Source organism: uncultured Abyssibacter sp. (assembly GCF_964000955.1).
GTDB lineage: Bacteria > Pseudomonadota > Gammaproteobacteria > Nevskiales > OUC007 > Abyssibacter.
Genome location: NZ_CAXFCL010000047.1, coordinates 1 through 17,668 on the forward strand (window position 1 = coordinate 1; position 17,668 = coordinate 17,668).

The following is a 17,668-nucleotide window of genomic DNA, read 5'->3' on the forward strand; positions in this document are numbered from 1 at the left end:
CCACATGCTCAGCGCGCCGGCGGCCAGCAGGAACGCGAACACCAGCCTTCGCGGCGAGCCGCCCACCCAGTTCACCAGTTGCAGGGCGATGCGCCGATGCGCGCCGGAACATTCCATCGCCTTGGAGAGCAGGAATCCGCCGAGGAACAGCAGGATCAGCTGGCTGCCGTAGGCGGAGGCCACGGCTTCGGCATCGAGCACGCCCACCAGCGGAAACACGCCGATCGGAATGAGCGCGGTCGCGGGTAACGGAATCGCCTCGGTGGCCCACCAGATGGCACAGAGCGCGGTCACGCCGGCCGTCCAGGCGGCGGAGGCGGACAGGCCGGCGCTCACGGTCAGCATGGCGGCGACGAGGGCCCCGATCACCCCGGCCGCGAGTGGCCAGAGCGAGATTGGCGATGTCTGGTCGGCAGGTGTCGAGGGGCTCACGTCGCGGCCGCATCGGGATTCGGCCGCTACGTTACGCGATGACTGACGGCGGATGCTTGACCTGCGTCAAGCGCCGGCCGGTGTCACCGCATGCGTTGAAGAAGGTCCGGTTCGGTCCACTTGCTTCCGGCGAACTCGCCGGGCTTGAACACGGGCAGTTGCACGTCCTCGAGCACCGCGCGGTAGGGATTCGGGTTGCTCAACACGTCGACGACCGGCGTCAGCAGGTTGCTCGTGATGTTCGGAAACGGCCGGCCGGCGATGTAGTTGACCGCGCCGAAGGGGAGGACCGTCGTCAGTGAGGTGAGCGACAGCACCACGGAGTACTGCACCTGCTGCTCGTAGAACAGCAGGCCGATCTCGTCGCCCTCGGACAGAATTTCACCGACGCCCGGCAGCATCAGCGGATCGCCTTCGTCCAGATACACATCGGTTGTGTAGCTGCCCTCGACGTAGCCGGTGATCTGGTCGTCGATGAGGTAGGTCTGGCCATCGCGTCGCAAGCCCACGCCGACCAGCGCAATCGCCTCGTGGGTGGCGCCGAAGCCGGGTTCCACGCTGAGCTTGCCGATGGTCGGAATGCCGGCCAGCGCGTAGCCGTCTTCGGGGATGGTGACGAGCGGCACGAATTGCGGACCAAGCTGCGCCAGTCGGACATCGACCTCCACCGATTCCGCCGTGACCGCAAGGGCTCCGGCGCCACGTTGGACGCCCACCGGCATCTGGTTCAGCGCCACGCCGACTTCGGGACTGGCTGGCGCATTCGGACTGGCCTGCACCGAAATGCAGACCGTGGGCAATGCATCGAAATCGGCGTCGTCGCGACCCTTGAGATAGTGCTCGTACCAGGCGAGCACGGCGTACACGCCCTGTACGCCGCCGCAGTTACCGGTGCCGTCGATCTGCGCGGCGATCGGCGTCAGGTGACCACTTTCCATGGTCAGCAGACGGGCGTCCGCCCCCGCCTGACGGAAGCTGCGCCAGTTCAGGTAGCCCTCGGTCATGTTGAACAGGCCATCGCGGTTACCTTGCATGACGAGCGTCGGCACCGCCCGCAGCGCCGCGCCGTCTCCGCTGTGCTGACTGGCACGAACGCGGTGCGTGCCGCTGGCCTGGAGCAGCGAGAAGAACTCCTCGCGAGTCACCGGTCTGGGGCGCGCGTTGTCCGCGGAGATGCGGGCGACGAGATCATCCAGGGTTCGTACGTTGAATGCCGTCACGTCGCGAATCGCCGCGTTGTTGCACATCGTCCGCATCGCTGGTGTGTTGATGGCGCCGATCACCGCGCCGGATGACGGGATGACCGCGAACAGGCACAGCGTCTGAATCCACGACTGTTTCATCGCGTTGTTGGCGGCCAGGCTGTGCGGCAGGTTGTTCCATGTGGCGATCGGCACCATGGCGTCGACGCGGCGATCCCGGGCGGCGAGTGCGAACTGCATGGCGCCGCCGTAGCTGTAGCCGAGCGTGCCGACCCGAAGGTCCTTGTCGATGCCGGTGCCGTCTTCCTGGAGGATGTGCAGCATCTGCGCGTTGTCGTAGGCCCAGTCGAGGATGTGGCGGATGTCCTCGATTTCCTCGGTCGGGCTGTTCAGGCGCACGTAGCCGCCGCCGTTCTGAGGCTGGCTTTCACCGTGCCCGCGCTGATCCACGCTGATGACGACGTAGTTGTGATGCGGCAGGGCGGTGGTCATCTCGTCGATCGCCGTGAGCCCGGGATCCTGCGGGTAGAGCGTGCCGTCGGCGGCCATTTCGGTTCGCCGCGATCCGCCGTAGCCATGACTTTGAAGAACCAGCGGAAAGCGTTCGCCCGGGCAACGCTCCGGCAGCATCGCGGTCACGTAGATCTCGGTGGTCGGAAGCGGGTCGACCAACTCATCCAGATCCTGCGGGATCGGGCTGGTCACGCTCAGCTGCATCACCTCGGCGGCGGCGGGGTCATCACAGCTGATGTCGACAACCGGGGGAACAGGCGAGTTGGGATCCGAGTTTCCGCTGCCACCACAGGCGGCGAGCATTGCGAGACAGAGATGACAAAGCAGGATCGGGCGCAGCGTCCGCATACCGGGATTCCGTTTCGCTGCGAGGGGCAGCAACGCGGGACGGAAACGCAGCAACCACGCCAGAAGGGCGGGGGCGATGCGCGTCGCCTGCCGAATTAGGCTGGATTTACGACTCCTGGTCGAATGTTCCCTGACGTGCGCGCAGGAAGGCTTCGAGTCCAGCGAGATCATCGGTGTTCAGGTGGTGCACGCCGGCGTCGGCGAGCCGCGTCCAGAGCGCGGTGCGGGCATCGCCCGGGGTATCGGGTGTTGCCCAGAAGCGGATGCGGTAACCGATCGCCCCGGCTTGCGTCATGATCGCGTCCAGCTGCTGGGACTCGTCGGCCGGCATGTCGCCCTCGCCGTTCCAGCTGAAGTGTGATGTCCAGTTGTCCGAGATCAGCGGATACAGCTCGACGGGCGGCGCGTTCTCCAGATCCGACAACCTGCCGTCGATGAAGGCCAGGCGGCGTCCGGCCGCGGCCAGCGTGTCCACGGGTCGGTTCCCCGAGATCACCACGGTGACGGCGCCGGGCGTGACGACACCGTCCTCGTACACCGTGAGCATGGCGGCGTAGTCCTCGAGTGTTTCTTCCAGTCTCGACCAGGTCGATTCCGCGGCGGTCTTGAAATCGATCAGCAACTGGAACGGCTGCGTCTGACCCGGCTGGATCACCCCGGTGTCGGAGAACAGGGCGTACATCGGATCGAGGTAGAGCGCGCGGAGTGTCCGCGCCGGGTTGATGTCCTGCGGGTCGTGGGCCACGTACAGCGCATCGGTCACGCCGGGAATCGCGATCGGAGACGCGTAGACATCCGCCTCGGTGCTCATGAAACCGTGGTCCAGCGCGTCGAACAGCGGGCGGGCGTGCTCGTAGTCGTTGTGGGCGTGGGCCTGGTTCAGTGGAGCATCGGTGACCGGCGGGGTGAGCCCGTCGCCTGCATCGCCGTCACCGGCAGGCAGCAGACTGCTGCCGCAGGCCGCGACGACGAGTGCAAGCAGCAGGGCGGCAAGTCGGACAGGGGGCATGATGGACATGGGGATCGGAGCGACACGGGAAGCCGCGCAGGCTAGCGACCCGACGTTGCATGGACATGGCAGGCCAGATGACGGAGCGCCGTCATCGCTTCGCAAAGTATGTCGGCCTAACCTGAGCCAGCGCGGGCCGGGTGAACCGGATGGCCCGTCGCGACCGGTTTGCTGTGGGAGTTGATGGTGCGGATACGTGCTTGGTGGTGGGTCGCCGCCGTGGTGTGGCTACTACAGGCCTGCGCCACGACGCCTCGGCCCGCGACGGATGATTCCTGGATCTTCGCGATCCTGCCCGACACCCAGCTCTATGCGCGGTCGCATCCGGACATCTTCGCGGCGCAAACGCGCTGGTTGGGCGAGCACGGCCAGGAGCTGGGGGCGCCGTTCGTGCTGCATCTGGGCGATGTGGTGCAGCGACCCGAGCACGCGGACCAGTGGCGGACGGCCTCGTCCGCGATGCGCACCCTGGAGGATGCCGGCCTTTCCTACGCCATCGCCCCCGGGAACCACGATGTGCTCGATCCGGACGAAATCGACCGCTGGCGTGACCATCCAAGTGAACCCTATCCGGAGAGGTTCTCCCCGGACCGCGCCGCGCAGCAGGCCGGGTTCGTCGCGCGCGGGCCGTTCGGGTTCAGCGAGGCATACCGTGTCGCACGCAATGGGGAAACCGTTCTGGTGCTGGCGCTGGGCTGGAGGCCCGGCGCGGAGACGCTGGCCTGGGCGGAGTCATTGCTCGCGGCGCATCCGTCCACGCCAACCATCGTGATTACACATGCCCTGCTCGTCCCGGGGGAGGAGGAGCCGACCATCGGTTCGCTGGCCGGGCCGTTGTGGCAGGCGTTTCTCCGGCATCACGACCAGATTCTCATGGTGCTCAACGGCCACTACGCGGGTGATGCCTGGCGAATCGAGCCCAACGCGGCGGGACATCCCGTGCTGCTTGCGGTCATCGACTACCAGCACCTCGATCACGGTGGCGGTGGTTATCTGCAACTGTGGCGCCTGGATTTCGACGACGAGGCCATCGAGACCCTGGCGCTGTCTCCCTGGGTGCAGGATCCGCTGGACGCCGACGATCCGACCGCGCCCGGGCTGGTCCCGCCGTTTGGTGAGCCAATCCGGCGTATTCCGTTTCCGCTGACGCGTCGCTGGGCGCAGATACGTGATCAAGCCCCCGGGAGCGTCCCGGTCGACGGGCCGGCGGCCTGGCAGCGGCTGCGTGCTCGTCTGCGGCAGGCGTCCGCCATGCGGTCGGAGGATGCGGGGCGTTAGGCCGGGCGTGGCCGCTGCCCGCGGTGCTGGCTGAATCCACCCAGTCCCGCGATGCGCAGGATGCGGCGGAACTTCGGGCATTCCATGTGGCTGGGCGCCGAGCAGGCCGCGGCGTGACGCAGGCCGTCGCGCATGGCCGTGAGGCGCCGGATGGTCGTGTCGATGTCGTCGGCCTTGGTCCTGAGCATGTCGCGATCGATGTCCGGGGTGCCGTCCGCGTTGAACATGGCCGCGATTTCCTCCAGCGAGAAACCGGCGGTCTGACCCAGCGTGATCAATGCGAGTCGTTCCAGCACCGACGAGTCGAACTGGCGCCGCAGTCCGCGCCGGCCTACCGAACGGATCAGGCCTCTCTCCTCGTAGTAGCGCAGTGTCGATGCGGCGATGCCGGTGTGCCGGGCCACCTCCGAGATGTCCAGATCGGTCATGACTTGACTTCAAGTTGACTTGAAGTGGCAGAGTGCCCATCTCCAAATGGTGATGCAACGGGACGAAGCCATGTCGAACCCTTCACGAAACGAGCAACGCGAACTCTGGAACGGCAGCGCGGGACAGGTCTGGGTCGAATCGCAGGCGCTACTGGATCAGATGCTCCGCCCCATTGGGGAGCATGTTGTCACCAGGGTGCTGGACCACTCGCCCGGGCATGTGCTGGATGTTGGCTGCGGCACCGGCGGGACGACGGTGGCGGTTGCCACCGCGCTGGCTGAGGACGGCCGCTGCGTGGGCGTGGATGTGTCCGAGGCCATGGTCAGGGCGGCGCGACGGCGTGCGCTGAATGCCGGGGTCGCCGCCGATTTCGTCCATGCCTGTGCGCAGAGCCATCCATTTGAATCCGATCTCGCGGACGTTGTGATGTCGCGCTTCGGCGTGATGTTCTTCAGTGATTTCGTGGCCGCGTTTGGCAATCTGCGGCGCTCGGCCCGTCCCGGCGCGCGGCTGCAGGCGGTGACCTGGCGCCATCCGGATGAAAACCCGTTCATGACCGCGGCCGAGCGCGCAGCCGTATCAATGCTGCCCGAGCTGCCACCGCGCGTGCCCGGCGCACCGGGACAGTTCGGCCTGGCCGATGCCGATGGCATCCGCCGCATGCTGGTTGATGCCGGATGGTCCGATATCGAGATCGATCCCCTGGATGCCTCCTGCTCGTTTCCGGAGGAGGAGCTAGATCGCTACCTGGCGACCATGGGGCCGGTGGGACGGGCATTGCAGGGCGTGGATGATGCCCGGCGGAGGCAGGTGGTCGAAGCCATCCGACCGGCCTTTGAGCCGTTTGTCGAACGGGAGGACGTGCGGTTCGAGGCCGCCTGCTGGTCGATCAGCGCCCGGAATCCCGGTGGCTGACCGGCCGGCCCATTCGATCTTCATCGAGGATTCCTGCGCGCCGGACGAACCACGCCTCGTCTGGAACGGCTCTGGCAGTGACAACTAATTGATCGCCAAACCCGCCGGCGTCTCGCCACTGGGTCCCTGATTCCGGTGGGAAATGTTGCCGTGTGTCGTCAGTAAGGCACCGGTGGTCGTTTGTACCGCCGTCCCGCTTGGTGGCGGCGCTCGACCGATCCCACTGGACTCAGCGCTGTGCTAGCTTCGCCGCCATCGGATGATCGGGGTAGCGATGGAAGAAGTACTGGAGCAACTGCTTGAGTCGGTGAGTGTCGACGATGATCTCGAGGGGATCACACGGCCGACGCTGGAGCTGCTGGAAAAGTTCACCGGGCTCGAGTCGACCTACCTGACGAAGATCAACCTCGCCGCCGACACCCAGATCATTCTGTTCTCCCGGAATTCGAGAACCCTCACGATTCCCGAAGGTTTGGAAGTGCCGTGGGGTGACACGCTTTGCAAGCGGGCGCTGGAGGAAGAGCGCCCGTTCACGGACGACGTGACCGCGTGCTGGTCTGATTCGCAGGCGGCCAGCGAACTGGGCATCCGCACCTATTTGAGCCAGCCCGTGCTGCGTACGGACGGCAGCGTGTTCGGGACGCTATGCGCAGCCAGTGACCGCAACGTTCCAATGGACGACTGCGTGGTCAACGTGCTGGCGAAGTTCGCCAAGATCATCGGCGAGCAAGTCGAGCGGGAGATCGCGGTTCGCCGTCTTTCGGCCGTGGTTCAGGAGCTGTCGAGCCATGTCACCGCGGATCCGCTCACGGGTCTGGCCAATCGGCGCGGCATGTTGCAGGAACTGCGTCGCATGATGAAGCATGCCGCGCGCGAGAATCTTCCCGTGGTCGCCGCGTTCGTGGATCTGGACGACTTCAAGCAGGTCAATGACGAGTTCGGCCACCACGTCGGCGATGCCTTTCTCATCCATATCTCCCGACGACTGATCGGTGCGGTGCGCGCCCGGGATCATGTTTCGCGGTCTGGAGGCGACGAATTCGTGGTGCTGGCGATCGATGCCGACCCGGCGCGGTTGACGGAGCGCCTGGAGGAGGCGATGACGGGGCCGTTCTCACACGGGGACGTCAGTTTCGTCTATCCCGGCGCCAGTATCGGTGTCGCCAGGGCGAACCCCGGAGAGACAGACGTCGACAAGCTGCTGCGCGAGGCGGACAAGGCCATGTACCGGGCGAAGCGTCAGCGCAAGGCGGGTCAGGGCGACGATGCCGAGCGGGCGGTTGGTGAAGGTTCGTCGTCTCACCGAGGGTGAAGGCCTCGACTCAGGGCGATGTGGCGAACATGGGTGCCGGGCTGCCTTCGCTGCCGATCAGGAAGGCGGGGCCGGAGCCGATGAATTCACCGGATTCGATCTGGGCGTAGTCCGGTACGTCAACGATTTCGGGCGTGGTGTTCAGCGCATCAAGCCAGGTCTGGCCGGCCTGACGGGTGTAGCGATAGCTGTGTTCCAGCGTCACGATCAGCGCGTGGCGTCCATCGACGCTGATCGAAAACCCGGTGGGTGACACGTTGGTGATGCTGCCCGCCGGTTCGAGCTGACCGGTGTTCGGCAAGGGCAGGCTGGTGATCTCGCCCAGGTATTCCGCCGTCGTCGGTAGCACCGGCGTCGCGTCCAGCGGCACGCGGTAGAGTCGTGGCAGCGGATCGCGCTTGCTCAGCAGGTAAACCGCCCGCTCCTCAGGGTCCACGGCCACGCCTTCGCAGTCGCGGGCTCCATCGGGGTAGACCACCGTGAGCTCCGTGCTGACGGTCAGTGAACCGGTGGCCGGCATCAGCTCCGGTTCCGGCGCGATGTAGAGATTCACGAAGGGGCGGATCGCATCGTTGTCGCCGACATCGGCCATCAGCAGGAAATGACCGTCGTCGGTGGCGTAGCTGGCCATGTCCTCCCAGTCCAGGTTGAATGCGGGGCGCACCGCCGCCTCGCCCAGCGAACGGCCGAGTCGGTCGAAGGCGAACACCCGGGCGGCGTCTCCGGAATCGTTCAGGGCCCAGAACACGCCAGGTGTTCGCGTGCTTTGGGCCAGACCGCTGAGTTCGGTGATCTCAGGGTTTCCCAGTTCGAATGCCCCGGACGGCGACAGCTCGCGGTCGCGCTCCAGCAGCAGACGGGCCGGCTGGTCGGTGATGATGCCGTCCACGCCCATCGCGATCAGTTCGGCGGCGCGGGTCGTGTCATTCACCGTGTAGACGCTGACTTCGAAACCGCGGCGGTGAATCTCGTCCACCGTCGCCTGATCCACGTTCGAATGGCTCGGGTTGATGGCGTCCGCGTAACGACTGATGTCATTCCAGACCGCATCCTCGGAGGGAGGGTTGCCGAGCAGGCCGATAGGCACATCTGGATGCAGTGCGGCGTAGGTCGCCATTGAGCCCCAGTCGAAGGACTGCACGATCAGCGGCTGCATCGGCTGGCCGTTCATCACCCAGCCGGCGGATTCCAACTCGGCCGCGATCGCCGCCTCGATGCCCGGATAAAGGTCGGGACTCTTGACCTCCAGCAGCAGCCCGGCGCGGTCGCGCAGGGTGTCGAGGATGGTTCGCAGGTCCGGTACCGGTTCACCGACGTAGTTGAAATTCCCGGGATCGCCGGAAAAACCGTACCAGGTGCCACCGTCCAGTCCGCGCATCTCATCCAGGGTGAAGTCGCCGACGTTCCACGGCGCCCGCGCCGGATAGGTCAGCGGCGCGTTGGTGGTGCGCGACAGGGTCGTGTCATGCATCACGACGAGACCGCCGTCCGAGGCCATCTGCACGTCGATCTCCACGTACTCCGCGCCGCTGGCGGCGCCGAGGTCTACGGCGACGTCGGTGTTCTCCGGTGCGATACCGGAATAGCCACGGTGGGCGATGATGAGGGTGCCATCCGGTTCCAATGGCGTTTCGGGTGTATCCACCGGTCCGGGTGTGGCGGACGGTGATTGGCCGAGGCAGCCGGCCAGCAGGCCGGCTGCCAACGAGAGGACGACGGGGTGGGGAGTCATGCGCGGGCGCCAGAAAGGACTGGCGATGAGCTTATGCGTCGGACATGACGAAACCGTGGACGCGACTCACGCGTCCGCGTGAATCACGCGGCGGACGAACTCCCGCGAATGTGTCGCCAGCGCGCCGAGAAGCGCGGCCGGTCAGGGCAGGCCCCCCCCTGTGCTTCCATCTATCTCATATCCTGCGCAAACCATGGACCGGTGATTACATCCCCGGCAGGCCCAGGCAAAGCGGTGGCGTGCGGCCCTGTTCCTGTTCGGCGAAGATTTCTGCGATCAGGGAACCGGCATCCGGCACGGGCGGCTGGGTAATCACGGACCCCAGGTCGTCCAGCGGTCGGCTCAGGTTCCAGCATGCCTGGAGAATCTGCAGTGAGGTTCTGGTCGCCAGCAGTGGCCCCTCAAGGAAACGCTGTTCGCCGAAATGTCGGCGCAGGAAGTCCTGCTGTTCGGTCGGGAGGGCATCCATGTTGTCGAATACGTCGACCGGTATTTCCACCGCCCCCCGGTAGTAGCGGGGGTAAAGGTCCAGCCCGCGGGCGCGGCGTTCCTGACGCAGACCGTCGCTGCTGTGGAGCACCAGTTCCAGCGGTTGACCGGCAAATTCGATGCGCAGTGTGGTGGGCGAACAGTACGGGTTGAAGCTGTCGACCGTCGCCCGCATGCCGTCGATCATGCCCTCGTAACGAAAGTCCTCGGGCGGATAGATCGGGTTTGTCTCCAGCGGCAGTGATCGTCCGAGCAGGTCCTCGCCGGTGATGGTGAAACGCCAGACCTCATTCCCGAGGTCCGCGAGGTCCTTTTCCCAGTAGCCGGTCTGGCCGTTGGCGTCCGTGCCCTCGATGCGCATGACCCGGTGTTCGGTTCCTGGCGACAGCTTGCGCAGGCTCAGCCGATCGGTGACGGAGCCCGGAACGCGCGGGTGGTGAATCCACCCCGGGGCGGGAAGCTGGATCAGCGGATCGTCGACGTCGTCCTGATCCTGCCAAGAATAGTCCAGCAGAAAGGTGTTGGCGCCGGAGATATCGAACTCGTAGAGCCGCGTGTAAATCTCGCCGTCATTGGTGATCACCATCACTGTCGAGCCGCTACCCGCCAGCCCGGCGATCGACACGGTGCCGCGTTCCGGACCGCAGACTTCCCGACTTTCGTCCATGGGCAGCCAGGGATCGAGGTAGGTGATATGCCGGCCGTCGCCTCGCAGCAGGTAGACGGTCAGAATGCCCCAGGGCTTTTGCGGGCGTCCTCCGCCGTCGATGAAGTATTCGTCCACGCCGGAATGCAGTTCCGATGCCGCCCAATCGTGAACATCATCCGGGATATAGCCGCCGAGATCGGTCCAGAAGAACGGACCCCAACGACGTGTCCATGGATTGATGCCGTAGTCGCGGCGGTTGTAGTCCAGCGTGTAGATGTCGCGGTTTGCGTTCAGCGCCAGCAACACGTAGCCGTCGGCGGATATCTCGCTAACCTCGCCTTCCAGACAACGCGGCAGTTTCAGTATCTTCCAGGGTTCGTCGACCCCAGTCAGCTCGAGGTTCGGCTTGAAGTAGATGTTTCCCTCGCGAATCGCGAAGTAGTAGTCCCGGGTGTAGTTTTCGGTTTGCCCCTTCAGGTAGATGCGGCGGGGCAGGCTGGCCGCGATGTCTTCCGGCGCCAGCTCACCGCCGAACACGTCGTAGTCACCGATATCCAGTTGTTCCGGTGGCGACTGCACCAGCCCCGTCGTGCCCACGTAGTCTTCGGGGCAGGTGATGTCCGGCAGGGTGCGGACGCCGGGAAAGCGGCTCTCCACGGTGGATGCGGATTCCGGCGGGGTTTCATCCGGAGTCTGCACCGGTGGCGTGTCCGAAGCCGGCGTCCCCTCGTCGGCGCAGGATGCCAATGCGATCAGCGCCGCGGTCAGTACGGCACGAACGGCCGTGTGATGTACAGGCATGTCTCCCCTCCCGCTTATTGGTATTGATGCCCGCGTGCTTTGCGCTATGCGCGGGTGGTCTCCCAGCGTCCGGCAGCTTACGTGTTTCTGCGCGGGGCCGGGAAATCCGCGATCGTGGAACTGCGGCGCGGGGCATTGATGATTGTTCGCGGATCGAACCCTGCGATTTTGACGGTGTTCTCCGAATGGCGCAGTCTGAGCGGCCTGCGCACGCAGGGGAGGAGACACAATGACAAGGATTGTCCGTCGCATGATCGGCCACGGGGCGGTCGTGATGCTGTTTGCACTGGCGGCCGGGTTCGGGCTCGCCATGAGTCTGGTCGGCGGCTTCGAGGTGTTGCCGGGCAGCATTCTCGAATTCGAGTTGCCCGGTGATTCGCGGGCCTGGGCACGGACCCATGTAGGCGGCTTGCTCAACGGCCTGCTGGTCATGATCGGAGCGTTGGTGATCCAGGCGCTACACGTGCCGGAGCGCAGCGGGCGGCATCTGGCCTGGATGCTGGTCGGTACCGGTTACGCCAACACCATCTTCTACTGGGGTGGCCTGCTCTCCGCCAACCGGGCGCTCACCTTCGGCGACAACCGCCACGGCGAGGGCGATCTGATGAGCGTGATCGGACTGCTGCCGGCGCTCGTGTTCGCGTTCGTGAGCATGATCGCCATGGTCATCATTGCCCGTCACGCGTTTTCGGGGGATACCGCTGACGGTTCGTCATGAACCACATCGAGACGGACTATCTGATCATCGGCGCCGGGGCGATGAGCCTGGCGTTTGCCGATGAGCTGCTCGCTTCCAGCAGGGATGCGCACCTCACCATCGTCGAGCGCAGGTCGGCCCCGGGCGGGCACTGGGTCGATGCCTATCCCTTCGTACGATTGCATCAACCCGCGATCGGCTACGGTGTCAATTCAGCCCGCCTTGGCAGCGGCGGCGAGGATTTGTCCTCGCGGTCCGAGATTCTCGCCTACTACGAACGCGTGATCGCGAGGATGCTCGCCACCGGACGCGTCAGCGTGCATTTCACGTGCGAGGTAGACGCCGATGGCGACATCGTGTCGCTACTGGATGACCGAAAGCGCATCGCCGTGACGGTGCGGCGACGCGTGGTCGACGGCGGTTACATGAAGGTCGAGGTGCCGGCCACGCATCCGCCGCGCTACGCGGTCGACGACGACGTGACCCTGGTGCCGCCGAACGCGCTGGCCCGGATGCAATCGTCGTCGGATCGCTATGTGGTGATCGGCGCGGGCAAGACGGGGATCGATTCGGTGCTGTTCCTGCTGGATCACGGCGTCCGTCCCGATCGCATTCAATGGATCTTGTCCGCGGACATCTGGATGTGGAATCGCGCCCATGTGCAGCGCGGGCAGGTGGGGGAGGAACTGCTCAGCTTCGTGCGCGCGATCGCCGAGGAGGATGACCTCGCTTCGGTGTACCGTCGGCTGGAGCGGCAGGGCAGTCTCCTCCGGCTGTCATCGGATGTGGAGCCGAGACGCTGGCGTTGCGCGACCGTGTCCGTGGCGGAGCTGGAGAAACTCAGGCGCGTTACCGATCAGGTGCGCCTCGGGCGGGTCCAGCGCATCAGCCGACACCAGGTCCTGCTCGACGGCGGCACCCTGCCGGTTGCTGGGCGAAGCGTGTTCGTCGACTGCACGGCCAACGGCCTGACTCCTCGGACGCCCAAGCCGATCTTCGCGCCGGAGCGGATCACGCTTCAGTCGGTGTACATGTGCCAGCAGGTGCTCAGTGCCGCGGTTATCGCCCGGATGGAGTCGATGGCCATGGAGGATGCCGAACGCAACGCGTTGTGGTCCGTCGTGCCGCATCCGAACGACAGCGCGGACATGCCGGAGCTGATGGTGCGGACGATGAAGAACCTGCTGGCGGCCCAGCCCGCGATGGGTTGGTGGCTCTGGCGCGCGCGGCTCAATATCCTGTCGCACGACGGGTCGCTGGCCTACCTTCGAGCAGCCATCCAGGCCATGCGGTGGGTGCGACGAGCGGAGGCAAGGCTTCCGGCGCTGGTTCCGCCGCGGGGTGGATCTGACGAACCCCTGGCGCCGGCTGAGTCCGGGCACCGGGCCGCCTGATGGACCGCGGGTCGGACGTGATTCGGTAACATCCGGTCCGCGGCGGCTGCATTCCGCAAGCCTGCGGTACTCCGATGACATTCGCGCTGCTTCACATCCCCTTGCATGTCCTGCTGCCCGGCGCGCTGGCGCGCTGGCTGTTTCCGAATCGCTGGAAGCAGGCCTGGCTGATCATGGTGCTGACCATGCTGGTCGATCTGGACCATCTGCTGGCCGACCCGATCTTTGATCCGAATCGGTGCAGCATCGGCTTCCATCCCTTGCATCGCTGGCCGGCGATCATCGGTTACGGCGTGTTGCTGGTTGTGCCGATGACGCGGATTGTGGGCGTCGGGTTGCTGGTCCACATGGGGCTGGATGGAATGGACTGCGTACTACCGTGATTCGAGGGAACGTCAGGGGGCCGTGACGTATCGCGTCGGCCACCGCGCGTGATTCATCCCTTGTCCGACTTGGGCTTCGCGCCCCGCAGGCCGAGCAGGATGGCGTCGGCCAGATCCAGCTTGACGCTGCGCCGGATGTGCTTGATCAGATCGCCACGGAAGCGTCGCTTGGTCGCGGTGTGAGCGCGCATGTCCAGCCTGGCGTAGTTGGCGGCCAGGGCCTCGGCGTGTGGCATCAACTCGGCGGGTTCGACCAGGGTGTCGAAAAAGCCGGCCTGTAGCGCGGCGTCCACGTCGAAGTATTCCGACAGGTTGATCGCGCGCTGATAGGCGGCGGGCGTCAGCCGGTGTTGCAGCATCGCGGCGCCGACGCGGGGCATGGTCAGGCCCAACTCGACCTCGTTCGCGGAGATCTTGAAGTCGCCCCGCGTGCCGATCACCGTGTCGCAGGACAGCATCAGGAACACGCCCATCGCCAGCGAGTGGCCGTTGCAGGCCGCGATGACCGGGTAAGGGTATTCCAGCACCCGGGCGGTCAGCAGGTAGCCCAGCCGGAGCATGCGCAGTGTCTGCGGCCCTCCGGATTTCATCACCTTGAGGTCGTAGCCGGCGGAAAACACCTCGTCCCGTCCGGTCAGGATGACCATGGCCTCATCGGATTCGGCGCGGTCGAAGGCCGCGTAAATCTCCTCGAATACCGCGGGCGACAGCGCGTTGCGCTTGCCGTCGTCGATGGTGATGGTGGCGATGCGGCTTGCGAGTCGGTAACTCACGGTTGATTCGGACATCAGATCAGCGGGTTGAGTTGGCGGTGCATCATATCGCCTAGCGTGTCTTCATCATTGTCTGAATTTTCGAATCGAAGGCCTGGGTAGGAGTTAAAGTCCTAGCAGTCAGCCGTTCCGGTTTGATGGGGCCGGTGTCGCGCCGTATAAGCTCTCGATGTCTAACTGATATTTCCCAAAGTGATGCATATGGATTTTCTACGTGTTGTACAAAGATCGCCGGTCATCTTGCGTTTGGGCGCGCTTGTACCGGTAATTTTCCTTAGCGCTTGCGCGACCGTGCCTTCGGCGGGACTGGGGGATGTAAATGCCGAAATTCCAGATGACGCCGGGTTGGTGGCGATTCAGGTTGTGTCCAATGCAACCCGACTCAGTAATACGATTTCTCAATGGGATGAGGTGGTTGTATTGCGTCTTTCGGATGGAGAACTCCTAACCATCCCGTCAACAGGCAGCGGTTTTGTTTCCACTCGTGCTTTCGTCGGGGCGTTGGCGCCGGGGGAGTATGCAATCGCTGGTTTATACGCTGTTCGTCGACTTAGTAATTCCACTCATACGATGACGGCCCGGGTTCCCCCGATCGTTGGACGCTTTAACGTTGAAGCGCACAGGTTTACCAATCTGGGGACGCTGGTCTTTCAGCCATTCGAGGAAGCCACCCAACAAAATCAGAGCGTTTCCTACCTGGTGTCGCGAATTCCTTCGTCGGCTGAGCTGATGGATCTCGTGCGTATGCAGTTTCCGTCGGAATACGCTGATTTGCTGAGCGCCGAGGCAATAGGGTGGTCCGAGGATGATCTCGGTCCGCTTCGTGAAAAAGTGAGCGGACGGGTCCGGAAATTCGCATTGGCGACGATGGTGGAACCGGAATCTGACGGTTCCTTCTGGATGCTGGGTCGTTTGGGACAGGCATACAGGCGTGATAGCAGCGGAGCCTGGAGCCGTATCTCGATCGATACGCCATATCAGCTCACGACTGCGGCTCGCCTTGCGGATGGTTCAGTGATCGTCGGTGGTGAGCGGGGCGCCTTGTTTCGTTCTCACGACGGTCAAGAAATCTGGGACGTGCTCTCGTTCCCGTTGCGGGACGCGAACATTACCGAATTGGGTCAGTTTGATACGGGTGACCTATTTGCCTTGGCGGAAGTTTCAGACGCCTTCGTGCTGATGCGGAGTGCCAGTGGTGAAAATTGGAGTCAGGTCGCGTCGTTCGCCAAGCAGAAGCCTGGATGGCTTGCGGAGGTTTATCGGTTCTATACGGTGTCTTTCCCCTACGTTGTGCAAAAGGGCGATCGACTGGATATCTGGATGGACAAGCAACTCATCGGATACGACGCCATGACTGGAGAGATCACCCGTAAGCCGGCGATAGAGTTTTCACGCTTGGTCGTTCAGGGAAACGGAATTTTAGTCGGGCGTGAATACAGCTCCTGGAGTGGAGAAAAGAACCCGCAGTACAGCGTGGATGGCGGCAAGACCTGGAAAGAGGTGGAGATCGGAGAGGGTACGTTTTCCACCGCTAACGGAATGCCGTTTGTTTTTGGCGATGGCCGGTTGCTGAAAACCGGGGCAAGCTCAAAGTTCAAGTTGAGCACGGGCTGGACGGAGTTGGATGCGGTGTCGGTGCTCGTGTCTTCCGATGCCGGGAAATCCTGGTCAACGATCGGCAGCGTCCCCAAGAGGTGCGGACGACTGAGTCACGAATCGTCAACGGATGAATTCCTACTTGCCGTGTGCAGAGACGGACGCATTCTCGGTAGCCGGGACGGCGGACGACAATGGGCGCATGAGTTTGGTGAGGCGCCAACGACGGAGGATTTTCCTGAGTTCTTCCCGGACGAGTCATCGACTGACTGAGTGCGAGACCAGCGGCGCTGAGACCGTCGCGGTTTGGTCGTTTCACATGATAGGCCCCGGCCACGTTGCCGGCCGGGGCCATTCCAACCTGATCCGGATCAGCCCGAACAGATGGTGTTCAGATCGTCCTCGGTGTAGGTCTGGCTGTCACCGTCGACGGTGATGGTCACGCTGCCGTCGCTGTTGAACACCAGGTTGGCGGATGTGCCGTTGTCGCTCGTCAGGTTGAGTTCGCCCGACACCGGGTTGTCGCTGCTCTCCGTGGTCGTGATCGGGCTGATGGTTTCGAAGGTGACGAAGCCGCCGCCGCAGCTGGTGATTGCATTGGTGCCAAACCCGCCGTTGATCGAGGTTTCATCGACGCCGGCATCGAATTCATCGAAGACCACGAGGTCGTCGGTGATCATGATCAGTTCCGGTGCTTCGGGGCGGATCTGATCCAGCGACAGTTGCAGGTTCAGGGTTGATGTCGACGAGGTTTCGGCATCGACAAACCGCCCCGTTCCCAGGAACTCGATCAGCTGTTCGCTTTCCGCGGTCGCGGTGCTGGTGCTCAGTGGTGCCGAACCGTCGCCGAAGGTGTTCGTCACGTCATCACAGTTGCTGACATCCGGAGAGTCGTCGGCGGTGCAGACTGCCCGCTGCTGACCGTCAACGATGATGGTCGTGCCGTTGAACGATGCGGTGCATTCATCAAAGACGGTCACTCCGGTTTCGTCGTCATAGGACTGCGTTCCGCTGGTGGGGCAGTCCTCGGTCGTGACGGCCTTCTGTTGAACCGGCGATTCGGCGCTGTCGGAGAACGACGTGAACGCCAATACGAACGCGGCGGCTGCATCCGGACTGCTCAGATTGGCCGGTTGCGTCGGACTCGTGACGACGCCCGGGTCGTCATTGTCGCCGGTTGATCCGGAACCGCCGCTGTCGCCGCCGCAGGCGGTCAACGTGATGGCGAGTGGTGCGATGCAAAGCCATTGTTTCATGAAATGTCCTCTCGAAATGGATATTCCCCGCTCCTTTTTATGTATGCGTATTTCCGTGGTCAAACCGGACATGGTTTGCTGACAAAGTCGGCCACGTTGACTGGGGCGCAACCTCCGACGCCCGGCCATGAAGACGAAAACGCCACCGTGACGGTGGCGTTTTCGAACGGACCGGAGTGTTCCGATGCGTGTTACTGCTTGGCCCCTTCGGGCAAGACGTTCAGCAGCAGGTTGGGGGAGCCCGCGGTGGCGGGGCTCAGGGCGATCTCGCCCGAGGTCGCGTTGCTGACCAGCGCCGATGCCAGCGCCGCCGGCGACAGTGAGGGCGTCTCGCCCAGGATCAGCGCGGCACCGCCCGCCACATGCGGAGTCGCCATCGAGGTCCCGCTCAAGGTCGAGGTCCCCGTGTTGCTGCTGTAGCTGGCGGAGACGACATCGGTGCCCGGCGCGAAGATGTCGA

17 protein-coding genes are annotated in these 17,668 nt (G+C 64.1%); 8 read left to right on the plus strand and 9 right to left on the minus strand.

The features are described from left to right. Positions 1-432 (minus strand): SLC13 family permease (locus ABNS06_RS01965; RefSeq protein ID WP_348672283.1); only part of this gene is annotated, 432 nt, incomplete at its 3' end. Positions 433-515: 83 nt separating this feature from the next. Continuing rightward, the gene (locus tag ABNS06_RS01970; RefSeq protein ID WP_348672284.1) at positions 516-2,450 is read right to left on the minus strand and encodes an alpha/beta fold hydrolase; all 1,935 of its coding nucleotides are present in this window, start codon (positions 2,448-2,450) and stop codon (positions 516-518) included. Between the two features lie 12 nt (positions 2,451-2,462). Between ABNS06_RS01970 and ABNS06_RS01975 the strand changes: the two genes are divergently transcribed. Further along, entirely contained in the window at positions 2,463-2,594 is a 132-nt protein-coding gene (locus ABNS06_RS01975) for a hypothetical protein (RefSeq protein WP_348672285.1), read from the plus strand. A gap of 7 nt (positions 2,595-2,601) precedes the next feature. Here ABNS06_RS01975 and ABNS06_RS01980 read toward each other — a convergent pair whose 3' ends face one another. Continuing rightward, positions 2,602-3,513 (minus strand): phosphatidylinositol-specific phospholipase C/glycerophosphodiester phosphodiesterase family protein, encoded by a 912-nt coding sequence (locus tag ABNS06_RS01980; protein WP_348672286.1) that lies wholly within the window; start codon positions 3,511-3,513, stop codon positions 2,602-2,604. A gap of 177 nt (positions 3,514-3,690) precedes the next feature. Between ABNS06_RS01980 and ABNS06_RS01985 the strand changes: the two genes are divergently transcribed. Beyond that, positions 3,691-4,782, plus strand: a complete 1,092-nt coding sequence (locus tag ABNS06_RS01985) for a metallophosphoesterase (RefSeq protein WP_348672287.1) — start codon at positions 3,691-3,693, stop codon at positions 4,780-4,782. Here ABNS06_RS01985 and ABNS06_RS01990 read toward each other — a convergent pair. Continuing rightward, on the minus strand, positions 4,779-5,210 hold the full coding sequence (locus ABNS06_RS01990) for a helix-turn-helix domain-containing protein (protein ID WP_348672288.1): 432 nt from the start codon (positions 5,208-5,210) through the stop codon (positions 4,779-4,781). The genes ABNS06_RS01985 and ABNS06_RS01990 overlap by 4 nt on opposite strands. A gap of 70 nt (positions 5,211-5,280) precedes the next feature. Between ABNS06_RS01990 and ABNS06_RS01995 the strand changes: the two genes are divergently transcribed. Both ABNS06_RS01995 and ABNS06_RS02000 read left to right on the plus strand, forming a co-directional pair. Continuing rightward, positions 5,281-6,126 (plus strand): methyltransferase domain-containing protein, encoded by an 846-nt coding sequence (locus ABNS06_RS01995; protein WP_348672289.1) that lies wholly within the window; start codon positions 5,281-5,283, stop codon positions 6,124-6,126. Positions 6,127-6,400: 274 nt separating this feature from the next. Then, positions 6,401-7,438: a sensor domain-containing diguanylate cyclase gene (locus tag ABNS06_RS02000; protein WP_348672290.1), complete on the plus strand. Its 1,038-nt coding sequence runs from the start codon at positions 6,401-6,403 to the stop codon at positions 7,436-7,438. Between the two features lie 10 nt (positions 7,439-7,448). Here ABNS06_RS02000 and ABNS06_RS02005 read toward each other — a convergent pair whose 3' ends face one another. Further along, positions 7,449-9,083, minus strand: a complete 1,635-nt coding sequence (locus tag ABNS06_RS02005) for a glycerophosphodiester phosphodiesterase family protein (RefSeq protein WP_348672291.1) — start codon at positions 9,081-9,083, stop codon at positions 7,449-7,451. A gap of 292 nt (positions 9,084-9,375) precedes the next feature. After that, positions 9,376-11,109, minus strand: a complete 1,734-nt coding sequence (locus ABNS06_RS02010) for a hypothetical protein (protein ID WP_348672292.1) — start codon at positions 11,107-11,109, stop codon at positions 9,376-9,378. 229 nt (positions 11,110-11,338) lie between these two features. Here ABNS06_RS02010 and styC point away from each other — a divergent pair, with 229 nt between their 5' ends. The 3 genes from styC to ABNS06_RS02025 all read left to right on the plus strand — a co-directional run bounded on the left by styC (position 11,339) and on the right by ABNS06_RS02025 (position 13,583). Further along, a complete protein-coding gene (gene styC, locus ABNS06_RS02015) occupies positions 11,339-11,827 on the plus strand; it encodes a styrene-oxide isomerase StyC (RefSeq protein ID WP_348672293.1) in 489 nt (162 codons plus the stop codon). Beyond that, the gene (locus tag ABNS06_RS02020; protein ID WP_348672294.1) at positions 11,824-13,200 is read left to right on the plus strand and encodes a hypothetical protein; all 1,377 of its coding nucleotides are present in this window, start codon (positions 11,824-11,826) and stop codon (positions 13,198-13,200) included. Before styC ends, ABNS06_RS02020 begins: the two co-directional genes overlap by 4 nt. A gap of 74 nt (positions 13,201-13,274) precedes the next feature. Continuing rightward, on the plus strand, positions 13,275-13,583 hold the full coding sequence (locus ABNS06_RS02025) for a DUF6122 family protein (protein WP_348672295.1): 309 nt from the start codon (positions 13,275-13,277) through the stop codon (positions 13,581-13,583). 53 nt (positions 13,584-13,636) lie between these two features. Here ABNS06_RS02025 and ABNS06_RS02030 read toward each other — a convergent pair whose 3' ends face one another. Continuing rightward, a complete protein-coding gene (locus ABNS06_RS02030) occupies positions 13,637-14,371 on the minus strand; it encodes a crotonase/enoyl-CoA hydratase family protein (RefSeq protein ID WP_348672296.1) in 735 nt (244 codons plus the stop codon). Between the two features lie 186 nt (positions 14,372-14,557). Here ABNS06_RS02030 and ABNS06_RS02035 point away from each other — a divergent pair, with 186 nt between their 5' ends. Beyond that, on the plus strand, positions 14,558-16,225 hold the full coding sequence (locus ABNS06_RS02035) for a sialidase family protein (protein ID WP_348672297.1): 1,668 nt from the start codon (positions 14,558-14,560) through the stop codon (positions 16,223-16,225). Positions 16,226-16,323: 98 nt separating this feature from the next. Here ABNS06_RS02035 and ABNS06_RS02040 read toward each other — a convergent pair whose 3' ends face one another. Next, complete coding sequence (locus ABNS06_RS02040) at positions 16,324-17,208, minus strand: hypothetical protein (RefSeq protein ID WP_348672298.1); 885 nt, start codon at positions 17,206-17,208, stop codon at positions 16,324-16,326. 191 nt (positions 17,209-17,399) lie between these two features. Next, positions 17,400-17,668, minus strand: a 269-nt coding sequence (locus ABNS06_RS02045; RefSeq protein ID WP_348672299.1) for a S8 family serine peptidase, incomplete at its 5' end; no start/stop codon positions are given.